The organism is Streptomyces luteireticuli, assembly GCF_041519305.1.
GTDB classification, from domain to species: Bacteria; Actinomycetota; Actinomycetes; order Streptomycetales; family Streptomycetaceae; genus Streptomyces; species Streptomyces luteireticuli.
In genome coordinates this window covers 4,018,577-4,038,106 of the sequence record NZ_CP167927.1, presented here as the reverse complement: position 1 = coordinate 4,038,106, position 19,530 = coordinate 4,018,577, and the positions used below count along the sequence as shown (strand labels likewise).

Here is a 19,530-nt window from a genome sequence, read left to right as displayed (position 1 = left end):
GGGCGGGCAGCGCGGCCCGTTCCCGGCCCGGCACCACCTAGACTCCTGTGCGTACAGATCGTCGAATGCGGACGAAACCGCCGCACAGGTTCACAGGGAGCGAGGGGCCGGACGTGCCGGAGGCGACCGCTGCGACCGATGGGACGACCGCGTACTTCGACGGATACGGCCTCGTCGCCCTGCTCGCCGTCCTCGGCGTGCTCTTCGTCGCCCTCGCCTTCGGCGCCGGACGGCTGCTGCGGCCCGTCGTGCCGACGCCCGAGAAGCTGATGGCCTACGAGTGCGGCGTCGACCCCGTCGGCGAGGGCTGGGCGCACACCCAGGTGCGCTACTACGTCTACGCCTTCCTGTACGTGATCTTCGCGGTGGACTCGGTCTTCCTGTTCCCCTGGGCCACGGTCTTCGCCGCCCCGGGCTACGGCGCCGCCACGCTCGTCGAGATGTTCGTCTTCCTCGGCTTCCTCGCCGTGGGCCTGTTGTACGCATGGAAGAAGGGCGTCCTGGAGTGGACGTGACACGTTCCGTCGATCTTCCCGAACCCCGTCGGCTGGGCGCGCTGGCCCGGCTGGCCCCCGAGCCCATGAAGGTCGTCCTCAACTGGGGCCGCCGCTACAGCCTCTGGGTCTTCAACTTCGGACTCGCCTGTTGCGCGATCGAGTTCATCGCCGCGTCGATGGCCCGGCACGACTTCATCCGGCTGGGCGTGATCCCCTTCGCGCCCGGCCCCCGCCAGGCCGACCTCATGATCGTCTCCGGCACGGTGACGGACAAGATGGCGCCCGCGGTCAAGCGGCTCTACGAGCAGATGCCCGAGCCGAAGTACGTCATCTCCTTCGGCGCCTGCTCCAACTGCGGCGGGCCCTACTGGGACTCGTACGCCGTCACCAAGGGCGTCGACCAGATCATCCCCGTGGACGTCTACGTCCCCGGCTGCCCGCCGCGGCCGGAGGCGCTCCTCCAGGGCATCCTCAAGCTCCAGGAGAAGATCGCCCGGGAGTCGACCGCGGAGCGGTACGGATCCGGCGCCGCGTCGGTGGCCGAGCTCCGCAGCGGGCTCGTCGCTCCCCCTGCTCCCCCCGCCTCCCCCGCGGAGGGCGCCCGATGACCGGCTGGCTGCCCGCCCCCGCCGAGGAGCTCTTCGGTGCCGGCGCCACGGCCGAGGAGGCGTACGGCCTCCTCACCGTCGACGTCCCCGCCGCGTCCTGGCTCACCGCGCTCGACACCGCGCGCTCCACGCTGGGCTGCGCCTTCTTCGACTGGCTCAGCGCCGTCGACGAGCCGGGCACGGGCTTCCGCGTCTGCGCGCACGTGGTGGCGCTGCCGTCGGGCGACGGCACCCCGCCGCGCCGGCTGCTGCTGCGCACCACCGTGCCGCACGAGGCGCCCGCCCTGCCGACGGCGGTGTCCCTGTACGCCGGGGCCGCCTGGCACGAGCGCGAGACGCACGAGATGTTCGGCATCGACTTCACGGGCCACCCGCACCTGGTCCCGCTGCTGCTGCCCGAGGGCTTCGAGGGCCACCCGCTGCGCAAGGACTTCGTGCTGGCGGCCCGGGTGGCGAAGGCGTGGCCCGGGGCCAAGGAGCCGGGCGAATCCGAGCACGGCGGCCCGAAGCGGCGCCAGATGCTGCCGCCCGGCGTCCCGGACCCGAACGAGTGGGGCCCGCTCAAGGGCCAGCTCCCCCCGGCCCCGGCCCGTCCGGCCCGCGCCGCCCGCGCGGCGGCGGGAGCCGAGGGCGAACGCCCCGTGAGGCGGGCGCGCAGCGCGGCCGAGGGCTCGGCGACGCAGCAGGCGGAGGGCGGTGCCCCCGCCCCGCGCCGCGCGCGGAGCGCGGCGGACGGCTCGGCGAGCCAGGCGGAGGGCGGCGCTCCGGCGCCGCGTCGTGCCCGCAGTGCGGCGGACGGCTCCGCGAGCCAACAGGGCGGTGCGCCCGCCGCGCCCCGGCGGGCGCGGAGTGCGAGCGAGGGCTCGGCGAGTCAGCAGGCCGGCGGTGCGGCCGCCGCCGACGCGGGCGAGGGACCGGCCGGCCGGCCGGGCGGCGCCCCTGCGCCGCGCCGTGCGCGCAGCGCGAGCAGCGGCTCGGCGAGTCAGCGGGCCGAAGGCACCGCGGATGCCACGGACGCGGCGGACGCCTCGTCGGCGGAGGAGCGGCCCGCCCCCCGGCGCACGGCGCCGCGTTCGTCCGACGCGCCGTGGCACCACGCACGTCCCGCCTTCGACGAGTCGCAGGAGAAGCCTGCCCCCGCGCCGGAGGCCGGCGAGGCCCCGGGCGCCGGCCCCGCCGCCGGCCCGGCGGACCGCACCGGCGACGACGGCGGCCGCGAGCCGGAACCCCGCGCCGAGAACGACCCCGACCCCGCCGGAGGCGACCCCGCATGAGCAGCAGCGACACCCTCGACGTGGTGCTGCGCCTCGTTGCCCTGTTCGCCGTCTTCCTGGTGTTCCCGCTGCTCGTCGGGCAGACGGAGCACAAGGTGATGGCCCATATGCAGGGTCGGCTCGGGCCGATGTACGCGGGTGGGTTCCACGGGTGGGCGCAGCTCGTCGCGGACGGGGTGAAGTTCGCGCAGAAGGAGGACATCGTCCCGGCCGACGCCGACCGGCGGATCTTCCAGCTGGCCCCGGCCGTCGCGCTGCTGCCGTACCTCCTCGTCCTGGTCGCGATCCCGATCGGCCCCGGCCGGGCCGTCGGCTGGTACATCGACGCGGGCGTCTTCTTCGTCCTCGCCGTGATGGGCGTCGGCGTCCTCGGCTCGCTGATGGGCGGCTGGGCGTCGGCCAACAAGTTCTCGCTGCTGGGCGCGTTGCGGACGGCCGCCCAGCTGATGGCGTACGAGCTGCCGATGCTGCTCGCCGCCGCCTCCGTGGCGATGGCCGCGGGCACGGTCTCGCTGCCGGGGATCGTGGATGCCTTCCACTGGTGGTGGGTGCCGTGGCAGATCGTCGGCGGGCTGGTGTTCTTCACCGCGGGCCTCGCGGAGCTGCAACGGCCGCCGTTCGACATGCCGGTGGCCGATTCGGAGATCATCTTCGGCGCGTACACCGAGTACACGGGCCTGCGGTTCGCGATGTTCCTGCTGTCCGAGTACGCGGGCATCGTCGTGCTGTGCGCCCTGACGTCGGCGCTGTTCCTCGGCGGCTGGCACGGCCCGTTCGGGGCCGACGGGCTCGGCTGGGTGTGGATGCTGCTGAAGGCGGCGGTGCTGGCCTTCGTCGTGATCTGGCTGCGGGTCAGCTACCCGCGGCTGCGCGAGGACCAGCTGCAGAAGCTCGCCTGGACCGTCCTCATCCCGCTCGCCCTCGCGCAGATCGCGCTGACCGGCGTCGTCAAGGTGGCGATCTCATGAACATCCCCGGCAGCGGCCTCGCCAAGGGGCTGGCCGTCACCCTTCGCACGCTCACCCGCCGCGCGGAGACCGTCCCGTATCCGGACGCACAGCCCGAGCTGGCCCCCCGCACCCGCGGGGTGATCGGCCTGTTCGAGGAGAACTGCACGGTCTGCATGCTGTGCGCCCGCGAGTGCCCGGACTGGTGCATCTACATCGACTCCCACAAGGAGACGGTCCCGCCCGCCGCGCCCGGCGGCCGTGAGCGCAGCCGCAACGTGCTGGACCGGTTCGCGATCGACTTCGCGCTGTGCATGTACTGCGGCATCTGCATCGAGGTGTGTCCGTTCGACGCACTCTTCTGGTCGCCGGAGTTCGAGTACGCGGAGACGGACATCCGCGACCTCACCCATGAACGGGACCGGCTCCGCGAGTGGATGTGGACGGTGCCCGAGCCGCCCGCACTCGACCCGGCGGCCGAGGAGCCCAAGGAGGTCGCGGCGGCCCGCAAGGCGGCCGAGAAACTGGCCGCCGCGCAGCACAAGGACAAGGAGGACGGCGCATGAGCAGCACGCTCGCCGCGGGCGCCCACGGCTTCCTCTCCCCGAGCGGCATCGAGATCGCCTTCCTGCTGGTCGGCGTCGTCGTCCTCGGCGCGGCCGTCCTGACCGTGACGACGAAGCAGCTGGTGCACGCCGCCCTGTGGCTGGTCGTGGCGCTCGGCGGGCTGGCGGTGGAGTACCTGCTGCTGACGGCCGAGTTCATCGCCTGGGTGCAGGTGCTGATCTACGTCGGCTCCGTGGTCGTCCTCCTGCTGTTCGGACTGATGCTCACCAAGGCGCCCATCGGGCCCTCCCCGGACGCCGACTCGGGCAACCGCCCGGCGGCGCTCGCGGTGGCCGGGGCCGCCGCGGTCACCCTCGTCTGGGTGGTCGCGGACGCCTTCCGGAGGTCGTGGATCGACGTCCACGGCGAGGTCCAGGGCTCCACGAAGGTCACCGGCGAGATGCTCTTCCGGTACTGGGTGCTGCCCTTCGAGGCGCTGTCCGTCCTGCTGCTCGCCGCGCTCGTCGGGGCGATCGTGCTGTCCCGCAGGCGCGCCGCCGAGGCCGAGAAGGCCGGAAACGAGCAGGAGAAGGAGGAGAAGAGCTGATGCACCTCGTCTACCCCGCGGTCCTCGCCGCCCTCCTCTTCTGCACGGGCCTGTACGGCGTCCTCGCCCGGCGCAACGCGATCCTCGTCCTGCTGTCGGTCGAGCTGATGCTCAACGCCGTCAACCTCAATCTCGTCGCCTTCGACGTGTGGCTGAGGGACACCCTCCACGCCGGACAGGCGCTCACCCTCTTCACCATCGCCATCGCCGCCGCCGAGATCGGCATCGGCCTGGCGATCGTCCTGCTCGTCCACCGCAACCGCGGCACCGCCGACCTCGACCGGCTCCGCGACCTGCGCGAGGACGCGAACGACCCCCGGCCTGTCGGCGAGGACGCCGCGCGCGGGGAGAAGGCCGAGGCCGCCGCGTGACGACCACGACCACCGCCGCGCTCGTCCCGCTGCTGCCCTTCCTCGGCGCCGTCGGCGGCATCCTGGCCGGCCGCCGCGCGCCCGGCTTCGTCCGCCCGCTCGCCGTCCTGCCGACCGCCGTCGCCGCCGTGCTGGCCGTGGTGGTGGCCTGGCAGCAGGGCGGCGGCACGTCGCTGGACGCGGCGACCCGGCTCACCCCGACCGGCTCCGTCCCCATCGACCTCGCCCTGCACCTGGACGGCTTCGCCGTCCTCGTCGCCGTGCTCGTCGGCGCCGTCGCCACCTGTGTGCAGGTCTACTCGACGGCGTATCTGCGCGACGACCCGCGCTACCCCTCCTACGCCGCGCTGGTGTCCCTGTTCACCTCCGCGATGCTGCTCGTCGTCTACTCCGGCGACCTGATGGTGCTGCTGGTCGGCTGGGAGGTCATGGGCATCTGCTCCTACTTCCTCGTCGGCCACTACTGGGAGACCGAGGCCGCCCGGGCCGCCTCCCTCAAGGCGTTCCTGGTCACCAAGGCCGGTGATGTCCCGTTCCTGATCGGCGTCTTCGCGCTCGCCGCCGACGCCGGGACCTTCCGGATCGACCAGATCGTGACCACCGCCGCGTCCGGCGGCCTGGCCCACCCCACCCTCGTCGCGCTGCTGCTGCTCGCCGGGGTGGCGGGCAAGTCCGCCCAGTTCCCGCTGCACACCTGGCTGCCCGACGCGATGGCCGGCCCCACACCGGTCTCGGCGCTGATCCACGCCGCGACGATGGTCGCGGCCGGCGTCTACCTCGTGGCCCGGCTCCTCCCCGTCTTCGCCGCCTCCACGGCGGCCCTGGTGGTGCTCGCGGTCATGGCCGCGGTCACCATGGTCGGCTCGGGCCTCGCCGCGCTCGCCCAGGACGACATCAAACGCGTCCTGGCCTATTCGACGGTCGGCCAGCTCGGCTACATGACCGGCGCCCTGGCCGTCGGCGACCGCGGCGCGGCCGTCTTCCACCTGATCTCCCACGGTGCGTTCAAGGCCCTCCTCTTCCTCGCGGCGGGCGTGGTCATCCACGCCGCCGGCACCAACTCGCTGGCCGCGACCTCCCGCACGGGCGGGCTCGCCCGGCGCGTCCCCGACGCGTACTGGACGATGACCGTCGCCCTCCTCGCGCTCGCCGCGATCCCGCCCTTCAGCGGCTTCTTCTCCAAGGAGGCCGTCCTCGGCGCCGCCGAGCACGCCGCCCGCGGCCAGGCCGACGGCATCCCCGGCGCGGCCGGCTGGCTCGTCCTCGTCGCCGGGCTGGCCACCGCCGTCCTCACCGCCGGCTACGCGATGCGCCTGTGGCTGATGGGCTTCCACGGCAGGGGCCCCGAGGCCGCCGACCACGGTCGCGAACCCCGCGCCATGACCGCCGTCCTATGGGTCCTCCTCGTGCCCACCCTCGCCCTGGGCCTCGCCGCCTGGCGGCTCCCCGACTGGTTCGACGGGCACTCCCTCGCCCCGACCGCCACCACCTCCCTCCTCGGCACCGGCTGCGCCCTCGCCGGCGCGCTCGTCGTCCTCGCCGCCTGGCGGCGCACGCACGCGCTCGCCGCCCGCACCCCCATGGGCGCCGTCGCCGCCGACCCGGAGGCGGCCCCCGCCATCTCCGAGGAGGAGGCGATCGCCACCCACGAGGCGGCGTACGGCAGTGTCTCCGGCGCCCAGGACCCGGCCGACCCCGGCCGGCTCCTGCTCGGCCCCCTCCACCGGCACGCCGCCGCGGGCTTCCACCTCGACGCCGTCGTCCGCGCCCTCGTCGTCCGGCCCGTGCTCGGCGCCGCCCGCCTCGCCCGCTTCCTCGACCGCGAGGTCGTCGAGGGCTATGTGCGCGGCGCGGGCACCGCGCCCGGGCTGCTGGGCGCGGCCGTCCGCCGCGCCCAGACCGGCAACACCCAGACCTATCTGACCGTCCTGTTCGCAGGCTCCGTCGTCCTGGCCGTCGCCGCCGTCCTCGCAGCCTCCGGAGCCTGAACCGTGAGCACTACCGCCCCCGTAGCCTCCGGAGCCCGACCGTGAGCACCACCGTCCTGCAGATCCTCCTCGCCGCGATCGTCGTCGTCCCCCTCCTCGGAGCCGTCGCCGCCCTGCTCCCGGCCCCGCCCGGCCTGGGGGGCCGCAGCCCCGAACAGGCCGTCCTGCGGCACGGCGTCACCGTCACAGGCGCCGTGCTCGCCCTGTCCGTCGCCCTGGCCGTGGGCTTCGACCACGACCACCCGGCCAGGATGCAGGCCACCACCGACGTCAGCTGGATCCCGGCCCTCGGTGTCCGGATCCACCTCGGCGTCGACGGGGTCTCGCTCCCCCTCCTCGTCCTGACCTCGCTCCTCACCTTCCTCTGCGCGCTGTACAGCTACTTCCGCGTACCCGATGGCCCGTCACCCAAGGCGTACGTGGCGCTGCTGCTCCTGCTCGAAGGCGGCTCCCTCGCGAGCTTCGCCGTCCTCGACCTCGTGCTGTTCTTCCTGGCGTTCGAGACGGTGCTCGTCCCGATGTACTTCCTGATCTCCCGCTGGGGCGGCGAGGGAAGGGAGCGCGGCGCCTGGCGCTTCATCCTCTACACCCTGCTCGGGTCCGTGGTGATGCTGCTGGGCCTCCTCCTCGTCGGCATCAAGGGCGGCACGTTCGACATGGTGGCACTCGCCACTGACAACGGGTCCGGTCTGAGCCACTCCACGCAGGTCATCGCCGCTCTGGCCATCGGGACCGGACTCGCCGTCAAGGCCCCGGTGTGGCCCCTGCACAGCTGGCTGCCCGACGCGCACACCGCCGCCCCGACCACCGGCTCCGTCCTGCTCGCCGGCGTCCTGCTGAAGATGGGCACCTACGGTCTCGTCCGCATCCTGCTGCCCATCACCCCCGACGGCGCCCACACCCTCGCGCCCTGTCTGGCCGCCCTCGCCGCCGTCGGCATCGTCTACGGCTCGCTGGTCTGCCTGGCGCTCGCCCGCCGCGGGGCGAACGGCGACCTGAAACGGCTCATCGCCTACTCCTCCGTCGGCCACATGGGCTTCGTCCTGCTCGGCATCGCCACGCTCACCCCCACCGGGGTCAACGGCGCGCTGTTCGCCAACATCGCCCACGGCCTCGTCACCGGCCTGCTGTTCTTCCTCGTCGGCGGCATCAAGGACCGCTACGGCACCACGGACCTCGACCACCTCTCCGGCCCCACCGGCGCCGCCCTCTACGGCCGGGCGCCCCGCCTCGGCGGTCTCCTGGCCTTCGGCGCCGTCGCCTCGCTCGGCCTGCCCGGACTCGCCGGATTCTGGGGCGAGATGCTCGCGATGTTCGCCTCCTTCCGCCCCGCCGACGGGCTCAGCCGCCCGGCCTACCTGGTCTTCCTGGTCCTCGCCGGCCTCGGCACCCTGCTCACCGCCGCCTATCTGCTCGTCGTCGTGCGCCGGGTCTGCATGGGCGGCAACGGCGAGCAGCACCCGGCCGGGGCGGTCGGGCCGGCGCTCCCCGACGTCCGCCCGTACGAGTTCGCCGCCTGGACGCCGCTCGTCGTCCTCACCGTCCTCGCCGGACTCTGGCCCGCGGCCCTCCTGGGCCTCACCGACCCGGCCGTCCAGCAGCTCCTCGGAGGGGGCAACTGATGGGTCTCCCCACCGAATTCGCCGAAGCGCCCATCTCCGTGGCCGCGTTGACCCCCCGCGTCGTCCAGTCCGTCGACTGGCTCGCCGTCGCCCCGCCGACCCTCCTCGCCCTCGCGGCGCTCGCGGTCCTCGTCGCCGACCTCTTCCTCCCCAAGGCGCGGAAGCCCGTGCTCGGCGCGGTCACTATCGGCGGCATCGTCCTCGCCGGTCTCTCCCTGCTCCCGCTGCACGGCGGCACCCGCAGCACCTTCTGCCTCACCACCGGCAGCCACACCTGCAGTTACGAGGCCGACCGCTTCACCCTCGTCATCCAGCTGCTGGTACTCGGCGGTGCGTTGCTGACCGCCCTGCTGTCCCACGACGCGGTCCGCGACGACCGGCTGCCCGCGGGCGAGTACTGGTTCCTGCTGCTGTCCTCCGCCGCCGGTGCCGCCCTGCTGCCCGCCGCCCGCGACCTCGCCACCCTCGTCGTCGCCCTGGAGGTCGCCTCCCTGCCCGCCTTCGCCCTCGTCGGCCTGCGCCGCGGCGACCGGCGCTCCTCCGAGGCGGCGCTGAAGTTCTTCCTCTCCTCGGTCACCGCCACGGCCGTCACACTGCTCGGCGTCAGCTTCGTCTACGCGGCCACCGGCACGATGCACCTGACGGACATCGCCCACAGCCTCGGCGACGTCGACCCCCGGCTGGCCGTCCTCGCCCGCACCGGCGTCGTGCTGACCCTCGTCGGCTTCGCCTTCAAGACGGCCGCCGTGCCCTTCCACTTCTGGGTGCCGGAGGCGTACGTCGGTGCGCCGCTGCCCGTCGCCGGCTATCTGTCGGTCGTCGGCAAGGCGGTCGGCTTCACCGGCATCGCGCTCGTGACGGTCGTCGCGTTCCCGTCGTACGCGAACGTGTGGGGACCGGTGCTGGCCGTCCTCGCCGCCGTCACGATGACCGCCGGCAATGTCGCGGCGCTGCGCCAGCGGCCCGACCGGCGGCACGGCGCGGTCCGGCTGCTCGCCTGGTCCTCGGTCGGCCAGGCGGGCTACCTGCTCGTCCCGCTGGCCGCGGCCGGGTACGCGCAGGAGCCCGGGCGGGCGATCGGCTCCACCGTGGCGTACGCGCTGATGTACGCGGCCGTGAACCTCGGCGCGTTCGCGGTCGCCGCGCTGGTCTCCCGGACGAGCCCCGCCCAACGCCTCGCCGACTACCGCGGCCTCTTCGCCCGCCGCCCGCTCCCGGCCCTCTGCCTGGCCTTCTTCCTGCTCTGCCTGGCCGGCCTGCCGCCGGGCGTCATCGGCCTGTTCGCGAAGGTGACGGTCTTCTCGGCGGCGGTGGACGCGGGGCTGGGGTGGCTGGCGGTGGTCATGGCGGTGAACGTCGTGATCGCGCTGTACTACTACCTGCAGTGGGCGGCGCTGCTGTTCCGCGAGGCGGAGGGCGACGGCGCCGGTGCACTCAAGGTGCCCGCGCCCTTGGGCGCGGCGATCGGCCTGGCGGCCGTGGCGGGTGTGGTGCTGTCGGGTGCGCCGCAGCTGGTGCTGCGCTTCGCGTCGGGGACGCTGCTGTAGGGGGTTTTCTCCCCGCCCCGCCCTTTCACCGTTTCTCGCCGCGCTGCCGCGCGGGTGTCCTCAAACGCCGGACGGGCTGGATTGGCGCGCCGAATCCAGCCCGTCCGGCGTTTGAGGACTTCGCCCGAAGGGCGAATGGGGTCCGGGGTCTCCCCGGAAGAAACGGTGAAAGGGCGGGCCAGGGGCAAACTCCCCCCGGCGTTCACCTGAACGCCGATCGCCCACCCCCGTGCACAAGGGAACTAGCTCCCCCCGCCTCGCGTTGACCAGAGCGAAAGGTTCCACTGGTTCAAGGGTTCCCCTGCCGCACCACTTGGAGGGCGTACCGTGCACCGCCGGCACAACGGGCTCAGGACTGCCGTGCTCCTCGGGGGGCTGTCCGCGCTCATCATCGTCATCGGCAGCGCCTTCGGCCGCACCGGCCTGATCGTCGCGGTCCTCGTCGCCCTCGGCACCAACGCCTACGCGTACTGGAACAGCGACAAGCTCGCCCTCCGCGCCATGCGCGCCCGCCCCGTCAGCGAGTTCGAGGCGCCACAGCTCTACCGCATGGTCCGCGAGCTCTCCACCGCCGCCCGCCAGCCCATGCCCCGCCTCTACATCTCCCCGACGGAGGCCCCCAACGCCTTCGCGACGGGCCGCAACCCGCGCAACGCCGCCGTCTGTTGCACCGACGGCATCCTGCGCCTCCTCGACGAGCGCGAGCTGCGCGGCGTCATCGGCCACGAGCTGTCCCACGTTTACAACCGCGACATCCTCATCTCCTCCGTCGCGGGCGCCCTCGCCTCCGTCGTGATGTTCCTGGTGAACTTCGCCTGGCTGATCCCCTTCGGACGCTCGGACGACGACGAGGGCCCGGGCATCGTCGGCATGATCATGATCATGCTGCTGGGCCCGATCGCGGCCTCCCTCATCCAGCTCGCCGTCAGCCGCTCCCGCGAGTACGAGGCCGACGCGTCCGGGGCCCGCCTCACCGGCGACCCGCTCGCCCTCGCCTCGGCCCTGCGGAAGCTCGAGGCGGGGACCCGGCAGCTCCCTCTCCCGCCGGAGCCCCGCCTCGAAACCGCGAGCCACATGATGATCGCGAACCCCTTCCGCCCGGGCGAGGGGATGTCCAAGCTCTTCTCCACGCACCCGCCGATGGCGGAGCGGATCAGTCGGCTGGAGCGGATGGCCGGGGGCCGGGGCTAGCGAGCGGGGATCTTCACCCCGTCGTCGCCCACGCAGTAGATGGTCCCGAGCTCGTCGTCCCAATCGACGTTTCCGCCGTTGAGGAGGCACGTGTCGAAGGGGTCGCCGTCGGCCGGCCGGGCCTGGGCGACGGTGGGGGCCCCGAGCACGCTCACGACGACCAGCGCCGCTGCAACGATCGCTCTACGCATGATTCCTCCCGGTTAACGAGAGTGACGACATCCGCCGAACGGCGGCACGCCCCACCATGACCGCCCACCCGCCCCGCAGCGCGCTGCGTTACGCCGAACGAGGGACGGACCCCGGGCCGTCACCCCGCCCCCGCGCCGCCCGCCGGTAACCCCCCGGCGCCTGCCCGTACGCCCTCTTGAACGCCTTCGCGAACGCGAACTCGGACCCATACCCCGACCGCGTCGCCACCACCGCCAGCGGTGCGTCCGACTCCCGCAGCAACCGCCCCGCCACCGTCATCCGCCAGCGCGTCAGATACGCCACCGGCGGCTCCCCGACCAGCGTGGTGAACCGCCGGGCGAAGGCCGCACGGGACAGCCCGGAACGCTCGGCCAGCGATTCCACCGTCCACGCCGCCTCCGGCGCCTCGTGGACGGCGGTCAGCGCCGGGGCGACGGCGGGGTCGCCGAGGGCCGCCGCCCACCCTCCGGCGGACTCCTTCGGGCACTCCTCCAGCCACGCCCGGAGGATGTACAGCAGCAACGCGTCGATCAACGAGGGCACGATGCCGTCGGCCCCGGGCCGCGCGTCCCCCACCTCCGCGCCGAGCAGGCGCACCGCCGCGCTCAGCTCCGGGTGACGCCCGTCCCGCGTCGTCAGCCGGATCATCGCGGGCAGCTGCCGGACGAGCGGGTGCGGCCGCCCCTGGTCCAGGTGGTAGGCGCCGCACAGCAGGCCGGTCCGCGGCCCGTCGCCGCCCAGCGACAGCGTGCCGATGGGCGAACCGGGCCGGAACGACGCGGAGTTCCCGTCCACCGGGGGCGTCGACGGGTCGTCGGCGAGGATGTGCGCCCGCCCGTCCCGGAGGAAGACCACGTCACCGGTCTCCAGCCGGACGGGCTCCCGGTGCGAGGCCGCGTCCCGGGGCGACAGCAGCCAACAGCCGCCCTCCAGGACGACGTGGAAGCCGGCGCCCTCGACCGCCGGCAGCCGCAGGGCCCACGGCGCGCGGCCGTCGGTGCGCACGGAGGCCGGCCGTCCGGTCCGCATGGAGGCCACGGCCTCGGTGAGTACGTCCACGGCGTCAACCCTAGTCAGACGACGGTCAGTACGACCTTGCCCTGGGCCCGCCCCGACCCCACGAGCTCGTGCGCCCGGCCCGCCTCCGCCAGCGGGAACGTGTCGCGGACGTACGGCCGGATCCGTCCGGCGTCCACGAGTGCGGCGATCTCCGCCAGCGCCGGGCCGTCCGGCACCACCAGGACCCCCGCGAAGCGGAAGCCCTCCGCCTCGGTACGGGCGGCGAGTTCGGCGTCCTGGTGCTCCATGATCGTGACGAGCGTGCCGCCGGGGCGCAGCACGGTCAGCGAACGGGCGCTCGTGGACGTCGAGTCGAGGACCACGTCCACGTCCCGTACGGCCTCCGTGAAGTCCACGGCCCGGTAGTCGATCACCTCGTCCGCCCCCAGGCCGCGCACGAACCCGTGCTTCCCCTCGCTGGCCAGCGCGATCACATACGCGCCGCGCGCCTTGGCGATCTGTACGGCGAGATGGCCCACCCCGCCGGCCGCCCGGTGGACCAGCACCCGCTGCCCCTCGCCGACGCCCGCCGCGTCCACCAGCCCCTGCCAGGCGGTGAGTCCGGCCAACGGCAGTGCGGCGGCGTGCACATGGTCGAGCGAGGCGGGCTTGCGGGCGAGGTGCGCGGCGGGAACGGCCACGTAGTCGGCGTACGCGGTGGCCGCCCGCGGGAAGAGCGGCATCCCGAACACCTCGTCCCCGACGGCGAATCCGGCTCCCTCTCCCACCTCCTCCACCACGCCCGACACATCCCACCCGACCCCGAACGGCGGCTCGCCGAGCAGCGGGAACGTCCCCGCCCGCACGGCCACGTCCACCGGGTTCACGGCACTCGCGTGCACTCTGACGAGCACCTCACCGGCGCCCGGCACGGGCCGCGGGGCCTCCACGACCTCGAGCACCTCGGGACCACCGAAGGACTTCTGCACCACGGCACGCATACGACACTCCCTGAACTGACTGGCCCTGAACCGGCCGACCGACCTGGTGTGATCACCGTAGGCAGCCGGGGCGAGCGTCCGAATGGCCTTCCGTCTCGTAAACATGTCCCGACGTCTTGATCTCCCTGTACCGGGAGTAATGGCAACCGTGCGTCACCGTCCCGCGTCTCAGTGGCCGAAGAATCGTTCGCGTGGAAGGCTGTTTTCATGAGGCTCATCCTGAATCTCGTCTGGCTGGTCCTCTGTGGCTTCTGGATGGCGATCGGCTATGTCGTCGCAGGACTGATCTGCTGCGTCCTCATCATCACCATCCCCTTCGGCATCGCCTCCTTCCGCATCGCCTCCTACGCGCTGTGGCCGTTCGGGCGGACGACGGTGGAGCGGCGCGACGCGGGGGCGGGGTCGCTGATCGGCAACGTCATCTGGATCGTCTTCGCGGGGTGGTGGCTGGCGCTGGGGCACATCGTCACCGGCATCGCGCTCTGCCTGTCGATCATCGGCATCCCGCTGGGGATCGCGAACTTCAAGCTGATCCCGATCTCGCTGATGCCGCTGGGCCGCGAGATCGTCCCGACGGACGCACCGTTCGCGACGCGCTGACGACCGCGTACGGACGACCGCGTACGGACGGCCGGGGCCCGGTGGACCTTCCGCCGGGCCCTTCGTTGTCGGTGGGGGGTGAGAGGATCGATTCATGGCTGTTTCCACCGAGATCGTCCGGGACGCGGGCGACGAAGGCACCCTCGCGGTCGTCCTGGCGCACGACACCGAGACCCACGCACTCACCGGATCGGTGACCCTGCTCGACCTGGGCGCCGACGACCCCGCCCTGCGGATCGTCGCACTGCCGGAGGCCTCCGGCAGCGCCCTCGTGCCGCTGATGAGGGAGGCCGCGGCGATCGCGCGGGAGGCCGGCGGGACGGCCCTGCGGTGGGTCACGGAGTCGGAGGAGACGGACCGGCCGGCCCTGGAGGAGCTCGGCGCCGTCGAGGGCGACGAGGTCCACCGCTGGTGGCGGCTGGAGCTGGAGCCCGCCGGGCCCGCGCCCGACGCTGCCGCCGCCTTCCGCCTGACGCGCGAAGACGCCCTGTTCGACGTCGAGTTCGAGGACGGTACGGCGGTCCTGGCGCACGACCGCGAGGAAGAGGGCACCGCCGCGGGGCTCGCCGAGCTCACCGCCGCCGTGATGGAGAAGCTGCGCGCCGAGCACCCCGGGACGCACGAGGTCCTGGCCTACGCCGCCCCGGACGACGACCACCTCAACGCGGCGCTGTCCGCGGCCGGTTTCGCCCCGACGTCGCGGCGGGCCGTGGAGTACACCCTGCCCCTGTAGGCAGTCCACTTTCGGCCAACATCAGACCTTTCCCTGCCAAGCTCCCCGGCTCCCAGCAGAGTTGGGGAGCCGCGCACCGTCCGCGCGGCCCGACGGAAGGGAATCGTTCACGTGCCCATCAGCAAGCCGCGGTTGCGTGCCGCTGCCGTGACCACCGCCGCCGTCCTCGCCGTGGGCGCGCCCACCGCGTACGCCGCCTTCGACCCCGGCGGCGACACGTCCACCACCGCGCAGTCCGCCGCCGTGCGCGGCAAGCCCTACGTCGGCACGCACCTCTACTTCGGCACCGGGCGCAACGACGGCAAGCCGGACGTGACGGAGAAGCAGTTCCTGGCGTTCGTCACCAAGGCCGTCACGCCGAGATTCCCGGACGGCCTGACCATCGAGGACGCCCGCGGTCAGTGGCGCAACGCCAAGGGTGTCGTCATCCGCGAACGCTCCTACGAACTGACGCTGCTCTACCCGAAGTCCCAGGCACGGACGAAGGATTCGGGCATCGAGGCCATCCGCTCCGCCTACAAGAAGGAGTTCCACCAGGAGTCGGTGATGAGGGCGGACGAGGCGGCGAACGTCGACTTCTGAGCGACCGTGATTGACCTCGGATTCCCGGGTGGAATTGCACCGCGGCCGAGGTCTTTCGGCTTCATAGGGTCGTTCTCGCAACGATGGAGCGAGTGACACCGGGAGACCCGACCATGCCGGACGCGATCCGCAGGAACGACGCAGTGCTGACCCGTGCCGCCGGGGCGGAGACCACGAGCGACCCCAGCAGCGTCATGACCCTCCTGGCCGACGCCGACGCCACGGGCGGGCAACTCACCAGCTACCGCTCGCGGTTCGCGAAGGGCGCCGTCGGGGCCCCGGCGCACTTCCACACCCGCGCCTCCGAGCTGTTCTTCGTCCTCGACGGGGCGCTGCGGGTCCTGGTGGACGAGGAGGTCACCGTGCTGCACGCCGGCGACTTCCTCGTCGTACCGCCGCACACCCCGCACGCCTTCGCCGCGGCGCCCGGGCACGAGGCGGACGTGCTGTTCGTCTTCACGCCCGGGCTGCCGCGCTTCGACTACCTGCGCCTGCTGGGCCGGGTCATGCGCGGCGAGGCGGACCCGCGCGAGATCCGGGAGTCCTCCGAGCGCTTCGACAACCACTATGTGGACAGCCCGGTCTGGCGCGCCGCGCTCGAGGAGCGCTCGTCCTGACGTGCTCGAAGCGCCCGAAGCGCCCGAAGTGCACGAGGGCGCGCCGGGGAAGGTCGGGAACCTTCCCCGGCGCGCCCTCGTATCGGGTCCTCAGGCGCCCTTGCGTCAGCGGTAGTTGACGAACTGGAGGGCGAAGTCCAGGTCCTTGCCCTTGAGCAGGGCCTGGACGGCCTGGAGGTCGTCGCGGCTCTTGGAGGAGACGCGCAGCTCATCGCCCTGGACCTGGGCCTTGACGCCCTTGGGGCCCTCATCGCGGATGATCTTGGCGACCTTCTTCGCGTTCTCCTGGGAGATGCCCTCCTCGATGGAGGCGAAGATCTTGTACTCCTTGCCGGAGAGCTGCGGCTCGCCCGCGTCCAGCGACTTCAGCGAGATGCCCCGCTTGATGAGCTTGGACTGGAAGATGTCGAGGATCGCCTTGACGCGGTCCTCGCCGTTGGCGCGCATCTCGATCTTCTCGCCGGACCAGGCGATCGAGGCGTCTGCGCCCTTGAAGTCGTAGCGCTGCGAGATCTCCTTGGCGGCCTGGTTGAGGGCGTTGTCGACCTCCTGCCGCTCGACCTTCGAGACAATGTCGAAACTGGAGTCGGCCATATTGAGTTGGCTCCTCGTGCGTAGATTCCGTCAGGGGGCGCGGCGTGGGGGCGTCCCGGGGAGCGCCGCCCGGCGGGACGCCGGACCGGGCCGGGGACGGCCGCCCCGCAAGCCTAGTCACCCGGGGGCGGATCGGGCGGCTGCGAACCGAGTGGCGGAGCACCCCTGGTCATCGGGTATGGTTTACGTCGTTGCCAAGGGGACTCGAAAGGGAATCCGAGGCGACGAACCCATGGCGGTGTGCCCGAGTGGCCAATGGGAGCGGACTGTAAATCCGTCGGCTTAGCCTACCCAGGTTCGAATCCTGGCGCCGCCACCGGTTGAGGCCCCCGTCCTTTCGAGGACGGGGGCCTTTCCGTATGCGGCCCTAGTTCTCCGCGGCGGCCGCCCGTACGGCCTCGGCCACCGGCACCGTGCCGCCGATCAGCTCCAGCGTGCGGCCCGCCGTGGCCGGTTCCTCCAGCAGCGCGGCCAGGACGGCCGCCACGTCGTCCCGGGTCACGTCGCCGCGGCCGGTGGATCCGGCCAGGGCGACCAGTCCCGTGCCGGGATCGTCGGTCAGCCGGCCGGGGCACAGGACCGTCCAGTCCAGGCCGGGCCGGGAGCGGACCTCCGCGTCGGCCGCGCCCTTGGCGCGCAGATAGGCGGCGAAGACCGGGTCGGTGCCGGCCGGGGGTTCGCGGTCGGCGCCCATCGCGGAGACGACCACGAAGCGCCGTACCCCGGCGGCCTCGGCCGCGTCGGCGAAGAGCACCGCCGCGGCGCGGTCCACGGTGTCCTTGCGGGCGGCCCCGCTGCCGGGGCCCGCGCCGGCCGCGAAGACGGCCGCGTCGGCGCCCTCCAGATGCCGGGCGACGTCCGCGACGGAGGCCGACTCCAGGTCGCAGACGACGGGTTCGGCCCCGGCGGCGAGCAGGTCGCCCGCCTGCTCGGGCCGGCGGATGACGCCGGCCACCTCGTCACCGCGCGCGGCGAGCAACCGCTCCAGCCGCAGCGCGATCTGTCCATGTCCACCAGCGATCACAATGCGCATGATCCGACCGTACGCCGGGGTGCGGCGGGGGTCAGGAGGGTTCGCCGCCGCGCGGCGACTGGCGCGGCGACTGACGGGGCAGCTCCAGGGGAGTGGTGCCCGCGCAGTGCCGGAACTCGCGGATCGCGCTCGTGCGGGCGACCACCCGGCCGCGGTGGACCACCAGCCGGCTGTAGCCGAGCGAGAGCACGCCGGCGATCCCGCCGCCGCGGACGGCCAGCAGCTCGGCCGGGAAGCCGGCCTCCACCCGTACCTCGGCCAGGCCCATCGCCGCCCGCGCCCGGCCGCTGACGGCCTCGTACGCCTCCTCGGGGTCCAGCTCGCCGCGCGAGGCGAGCAGGAAGGCGGCCTCCAGGGGGTCCCCGCGGCCGACCGGGTTGGCGGCGTCGCGCACGGCCCCGCTGCCGGCGGTGACGCGGACCCCGGCGGCGCGCAGCAGCCGGACGGGGGCGGAGTGGGAGACGCGGTAGCGGGACCCGGCGGTCACCCCGCAGTCGCCCTGCGGCAGGCAGGCCACGGTCACTCCGGCGGCGGCGAGCTGTTCGGCGGCGCGCACGGCGCTCTCGCGCGGGAGCCGGGCGAGGCCGCCGCAGGGGCCGAGGGTGACGGCGGGGCGGAGCCCGCCGGCCATCGCGGCCAGCCGGGCCAGCCGGGGCGGGTCGTCGGCGTCGGTGTGCAGGTCCACGGCGCAGCCGTGCTCGGCGGCGATCCGCAGGACGGCCTCGGCGTAGCCGGTGGGGTCCGGGTCGAGGTCGGGGCAGCCGCCCACCGCGGTGGCGCCCATCTTGACCGCGTCCCGCAGCATGGCCAGGCCGTCGGCCCCGGCGACGCCGGTGAGCAGCCGGGGGACGGCGACGGCGGTCAGGTCGGTGAGCTCGCGCAGGGTGCGCCGGGCGGCCAGGACGCCCTCAAGGGGGCGCAGGCCCTGGACGTCGCCGATGCGGACGTGGGAGCGGAGCGCGGTGGCGCCGTGGCCGAGCTGGAGCAGGGCGGCCTCGGTGACGCGCCGCTGGACGTCCTCGACGCCGTCGGGGACGGGGCCGTCGAGGTCGGCGGTGAGCGCGGTGTCGCAGTGCGCGTGCGGGTCGGCGGGGGCCGGCAGGAGCAGATAGCCGGTCAGATCGCAGCGCACGCCCGGGGCGAGGCTGCCGGCCGTCCCGACGGCCTCGATGCGGCCGCCGCTGAGCCGGACGTCCACCACGCGGCCGTCGGCGAGGTGCGCGTCACACAGGATCAGGGGGTTCTCGCCGGGGCCGCCGCCGGGCGGGGACGTGGCGTCGCCGTCGGGGTTGCGTGCGGGCTGCGGCTGGTTGTCGGGCATTGCGCTCCTACGGGCCGGGGCAGGCGTTCACGCAGCGTGGTCCGAGCGTAGGCCGCGTACGGAGCGGGTTCGGGGAGGGCGGCGGCGGGCGGGCAATAGTCGTACCGGAGCGGCTCGCGGGACGGGCGGGACGGTGCCTCGTGGGGGCCGCGGCATACGGATTTCACCTTCGGCCGCAGACCGTGTAATGTCTTCCTCGCTCGCCCCAATAGCTCAGTCGGCAGAGCGTCTCCATGGTAAGGAGAAGGTCAACGGTTCGATTCCGTTTTGGGGCTCTGGTGTGAGAGGTTTCCCCGCCTTCGGGCGGGGAAGTTCTCCCACATCAAAGCGGTGTAGCTCAGTCGGTAGAGCAAGCGGCTCATAATCGCTGTGTCACCGGTTCAAGTCCGGTCACCGCTACACATAGTAGCCGATTGCGGGGTCGGTCCTCCGATCGGCTACTCTTGTCTGCGTTTCATCCGTCCATCCGTCAAGGAGCACTCACGTGGCTGCCACCGACGTCCGCCCGAAGATCACGCTGGCCTGCGTGGAGTGCAAGGAGCGGAACTACATCACCAAGAAGAACCGGCGTAATGACCCGGACCGTCTTGAGATGAAGAAGCACTGCCCGCGTTGCAACGCGCACACCGCGCACCGCGAAACGCGATAAAGACGTAACAG

22 protein-coding genes and 3 tRNA genes are annotated in these 19,530 nt (G+C 73.1%); 19 read left to right on the top strand and 6 right to left on the bottom strand.

Annotated features, from left to right (window positions below):
* The first annotated feature begins 65 nt into the window (after positions 1-65).
* The 11 genes from AB8735_RS17890 (at position 66) to htpX (ending at position 11,198) form a co-directional block, all read left to right on the top strand.
* Complete coding sequence (locus tag AB8735_RS17890) at positions 66-515, top strand: NADH-quinone oxidoreductase subunit A (RefSeq protein ID WP_344018468.1); 450 nt, start codon at positions 66-68, stop codon at positions 513-515.
* Positions 485-1,105: an NADH-quinone oxidoreductase subunit NuoB gene (gene nuoB / locus AB8735_RS17885; protein ID WP_344018471.1), complete on the top strand. Its 621-nt coding sequence runs from the start codon at positions 485-487 to the stop codon at positions 1,103-1,105. Before AB8735_RS17890 ends, nuoB begins: the two co-directional genes overlap by 31 nt.
* On the top strand, positions 1,102-2,379 hold the full coding sequence (locus AB8735_RS17880; protein ID WP_372408404.1) for an NADH-quinone oxidoreductase subunit C: 1,278 nt from the start codon (positions 1,102-1,104) through the stop codon (positions 2,377-2,379). Before nuoB ends, AB8735_RS17880 begins: the two co-directional genes overlap by 4 nt.
* On the top strand, positions 2,376-3,347 hold the full coding sequence (locus tag AB8735_RS17875) for a complex I subunit 1 family protein (RefSeq protein WP_344031160.1): 972 nt from the start codon (positions 2,376-2,378) through the stop codon (positions 3,345-3,347). Before AB8735_RS17880 ends, AB8735_RS17875 begins: the two co-directional genes overlap by 4 nt.
* Positions 3,344-3,892 (top strand): NADH-quinone oxidoreductase subunit I, encoded by a 549-nt coding sequence (locus AB8735_RS17870; RefSeq protein ID WP_372408402.1) that lies wholly within the window; start codon positions 3,344-3,346, stop codon positions 3,890-3,892. Before AB8735_RS17875 ends, AB8735_RS17870 begins: the two co-directional genes overlap by 4 nt.
* Positions 3,889-4,479 (top strand): NADH-quinone oxidoreductase subunit J, encoded by a 591-nt coding sequence (locus AB8735_RS17865; protein ID WP_344031156.1) that lies wholly within the window; start codon positions 3,889-3,891, stop codon positions 4,477-4,479. Before AB8735_RS17870 ends, AB8735_RS17865 begins: the two co-directional genes overlap by 4 nt.
* Positions 4,479-4,850: an NADH-quinone oxidoreductase subunit NuoK gene (nuoK, locus tag AB8735_RS17860; RefSeq protein ID WP_344031154.1), complete on the top strand. Its 372-nt coding sequence runs from the start codon at positions 4,479-4,481 to the stop codon at positions 4,848-4,850. Before AB8735_RS17865 ends, nuoK begins: the two co-directional genes overlap by 1 nt.
* Positions 4,847-6,838 carry an NADH-quinone oxidoreductase subunit L gene (locus AB8735_RS17855; RefSeq protein ID WP_372408399.1) on the top strand — a complete coding sequence of 664 codons (1,992 nt, stop codon included), beginning with the start codon at positions 4,847-4,849 and terminating at the stop codon, positions 6,836-6,838. Before nuoK ends, AB8735_RS17855 begins: the two co-directional genes overlap by 4 nt.
* A 41-nt stretch (positions 6,839-6,879) precedes the next feature.
* On the top strand, positions 6,880-8,460 hold the full coding sequence (locus AB8735_RS17850) for a NuoM family protein (RefSeq protein WP_372408398.1): 1,581 nt from the start codon (positions 6,880-6,882) through the stop codon (positions 8,458-8,460).
* The gene (locus AB8735_RS17845) at positions 8,460-10,007 is read left to right on the top strand and encodes an NADH-quinone oxidoreductase subunit N (protein WP_372408397.1); all 1,548 of its coding nucleotides are present in this window, start codon (positions 8,460-8,462) and stop codon (positions 10,005-10,007) included. The genes AB8735_RS17850 and AB8735_RS17845 overlap by 1 nt, the downstream gene beginning before the upstream one ends.
* A gap of 327 nt (positions 10,008-10,334) precedes the next feature.
* Positions 10,335-11,198: a zinc metalloprotease HtpX gene (gene htpX, locus AB8735_RS17840; protein ID WP_344031147.1), complete on the top strand. Its 864-nt coding sequence runs from the start codon at positions 10,335-10,337 to the stop codon at positions 11,196-11,198.
* Here the strand turns inward: htpX and AB8735_RS17835 are convergent.
* The 3 genes from AB8735_RS17835 to AB8735_RS17825 all read right to left on the bottom strand — a co-directional run bounded on the left by AB8735_RS17835 (position 11,195) and on the right by AB8735_RS17825 (position 13,390).
* A complete protein-coding gene (locus tag AB8735_RS17835) occupies positions 11,195-11,389 on the bottom strand; it encodes a hypothetical protein (RefSeq protein ID WP_372408395.1) in 195 nt (64 codons plus the stop codon). The two genes, htpX and AB8735_RS17835, sit on opposite strands and share 4 nt — an antisense overlap.
* 88 nt (positions 11,390-11,477) lie before the next feature.
* A complete protein-coding gene (locus AB8735_RS17830) occupies positions 11,478-12,449 on the bottom strand; it encodes an AraC family transcriptional regulator (protein WP_372408394.1) in 972 nt (323 codons plus the stop codon).
* Positions 12,450-12,463: 14 nt separating this feature from the next.
* On the bottom strand, positions 12,464-13,390 hold the full coding sequence (locus tag AB8735_RS17825; RefSeq protein WP_372408392.1) for an NADP-dependent oxidoreductase: 927 nt from the start codon (positions 13,388-13,390) through the stop codon (positions 12,464-12,466).
* 207 nt (positions 13,391-13,597) lie between these two features.
* Between AB8735_RS17825 and AB8735_RS17820 the strand changes: the two genes are divergently transcribed.
* The 4 genes from AB8735_RS17820 (at position 13,598) to AB8735_RS17805 (ending at position 15,922) form a co-directional block, all read left to right on the top strand.
* Positions 13,598-13,990: a YccF domain-containing protein gene (locus AB8735_RS17820; protein WP_344031139.1), complete on the top strand. Its 393-nt coding sequence runs from the start codon at positions 13,598-13,600 to the stop codon at positions 13,988-13,990.
* 94 nt (positions 13,991-14,084) lie between these two features.
* A complete protein-coding gene (locus AB8735_RS17815; RefSeq protein WP_372408390.1) occupies positions 14,085-14,723 on the top strand; it encodes a hypothetical protein in 639 nt (212 codons plus the stop codon).
* A gap of 111 nt (positions 14,724-14,834) precedes the next feature.
* Positions 14,835-15,305 (top strand): DUF3574 domain-containing protein, encoded by a 471-nt coding sequence (locus AB8735_RS17810; RefSeq protein ID WP_372408389.1) that lies wholly within the window; start codon positions 14,835-14,837, stop codon positions 15,303-15,305.
* Between the two features lie 113 nt (positions 15,306-15,418).
* Complete coding sequence (locus tag AB8735_RS17805; RefSeq protein WP_372408388.1) at positions 15,419-15,922, top strand: cupin domain-containing protein; 504 nt, start codon at positions 15,419-15,421, stop codon at positions 15,920-15,922.
* Between the two features lie 105 nt (positions 15,923-16,027).
* Here the strand turns inward: AB8735_RS17805 and AB8735_RS17800 are convergent, their stop codons facing one another.
* Positions 16,028-16,516, bottom strand: coding sequence for a YajQ family cyclic di-GMP-binding protein (locus AB8735_RS17800; RefSeq protein ID WP_344031134.1), 489 nt, complete (start codon positions 16,514-16,516; stop codon positions 16,028-16,030).
* Between the two features lie 234 nt (positions 16,517-16,750).
* Here AB8735_RS17800 and AB8735_RS17795 point away from each other — a divergent pair.
* Positions 16,751-16,832 (top strand) — tRNA-Tyr (locus AB8735_RS17795).
* 51 nt (positions 16,833-16,883) lie between these two features.
* Here the strand turns inward: AB8735_RS17795 and AB8735_RS17790 are convergent.
* Both AB8735_RS17790 and AB8735_RS17785 read right to left on the bottom strand, forming a co-directional pair.
* Positions 16,884-17,549 carry an NAD(P)H-binding protein gene (locus AB8735_RS17790; protein WP_372408386.1) on the bottom strand — a complete coding sequence of 222 codons (666 nt, stop codon included), beginning with the start codon at positions 17,547-17,549 and terminating at the stop codon, positions 16,884-16,886.
* Positions 17,550-17,580: 31 nt separating this feature from the next.
* A complete protein-coding gene (locus AB8735_RS17785) occupies positions 17,581-18,870 on the bottom strand; it encodes an amidohydrolase family protein (protein ID WP_344031130.1) in 1,290 nt (429 codons plus the stop codon).
* Positions 18,871-19,072: 202 nt separating this feature from the next.
* On the opposite strand from AB8735_RS17785, the gene AB8735_RS17780 reads away from it, so the two are divergent.
* From AB8735_RS17780 to rpmG, 3 genes are all read left to right on the top strand, one after another.
* Positions 19,073-19,145 (top strand) — tRNA-Thr (locus AB8735_RS17780).
* A gap of 51 nt (positions 19,146-19,196) precedes the next feature.
* A tRNA-Met gene (locus AB8735_RS17775) sits at positions 19,197-19,269 on the top strand.
* Positions 19,270-19,354: 85 nt separating this feature from the next.
* A complete protein-coding gene (gene rpmG / locus AB8735_RS17770; RefSeq protein ID WP_004571794.1) occupies positions 19,355-19,519 on the top strand; it encodes a 50S ribosomal protein L33 in 165 nt (54 codons plus the stop codon).
* Positions 19,520-19,530: the final 11 nt, after the last annotated feature.

Bases quoted from the DNA above. Each gene is read 5' to 3' on its own strand.
- AB8735_RS17890 (WP_344018468.1), top strand. From the start codon at position 66: ATGCGGACGAAACCGCCGCACAGGTTCACAGGGAGCGAGGGGCCGGAC.
- nuoB (WP_344018471.1), top strand. From the start codon at position 485: ATGGAAGAAGGGCGTCCTGGAGTGGACGTGACACGTTCCGTCGATCTT.
- AB8735_RS17880 (WP_372408404.1), top strand. From the start codon at position 1,102: ATGACCGGCTGGCTGCCCGCCCCCGCCGAGGAGCTCTTCGGTGCCGGC.
- AB8735_RS17875 (WP_344031160.1), top strand. From the start codon at position 2,376: ATGAGCAGCAGCGACACCCTCGACGTGGTGCTGCGCCTCGTTGCCCTG.
- AB8735_RS17870 (WP_372408402.1), top strand. From the start codon at position 3,344: ATGAACATCCCCGGCAGCGGCCTCGCCAAGGGGCTGGCCGTCACCCTT.
- AB8735_RS17865 (WP_344031156.1), top strand. From the start codon at position 3,889: ATGAGCAGCACGCTCGCCGCGGGCGCCCACGGCTTCCTCTCCCCGAGC.
- nuoK (WP_344031154.1), top strand. From the start codon at position 4,479: ATGCACCTCGTCTACCCCGCGGTCCTCGCCGCCCTCCTCTTCTGCACG.
- AB8735_RS17845 (WP_372408397.1), top strand. From the start codon at position 8,460: ATGGGTCTCCCCACCGAATTCGCCGAAGCGCCCATCTCCGTGGCCGCG.
- AB8735_RS17835 (WP_372408395.1), bottom strand. From the start codon at position 11,389: ATGCGTAGAGCGATCGTTGCAGCGGCGCTGGTCGTCGTGAGCGTGCTC.
- AB8735_RS17825 (WP_372408392.1), bottom strand. From the start codon at position 13,390: ATGCGTGCCGTGGTGCAGAAGTCCTTCGGTGGTCCCGAGGTGCTCGAG.
- AB8735_RS17820 (WP_344031139.1), top strand. From the start codon at position 13,598: ATGAGGCTCATCCTGAATCTCGTCTGGCTGGTCCTCTGTGGCTTCTGG.
- AB8735_RS17815 (WP_372408390.1), top strand. From the start codon at position 14,085: ATGGCTGTTTCCACCGAGATCGTCCGGGACGCGGGCGACGAAGGCACC.
- AB8735_RS17805 (WP_372408388.1), top strand. From the start codon at position 15,419: ATGCCGGACGCGATCCGCAGGAACGACGCAGTGCTGACCCGTGCCGCC.
- AB8735_RS17800 (WP_344031134.1), bottom strand. From the start codon at position 16,516: ATGGCCGACTCCAGTTTCGACATTGTCTCGAAGGTCGAGCGGCAGGAG.
- AB8735_RS17790 (WP_372408386.1), bottom strand. From the start codon at position 17,549: ATGCGCATTGTGATCGCTGGTGGACATGGACAGATCGCGCTGCGGCTG.
- AB8735_RS17785 (WP_344031130.1), bottom strand. From the start codon at position 18,870: ATGCCCGACAACCAGCCGCAGCCCGCACGCAACCCCGACGGCGACGCC.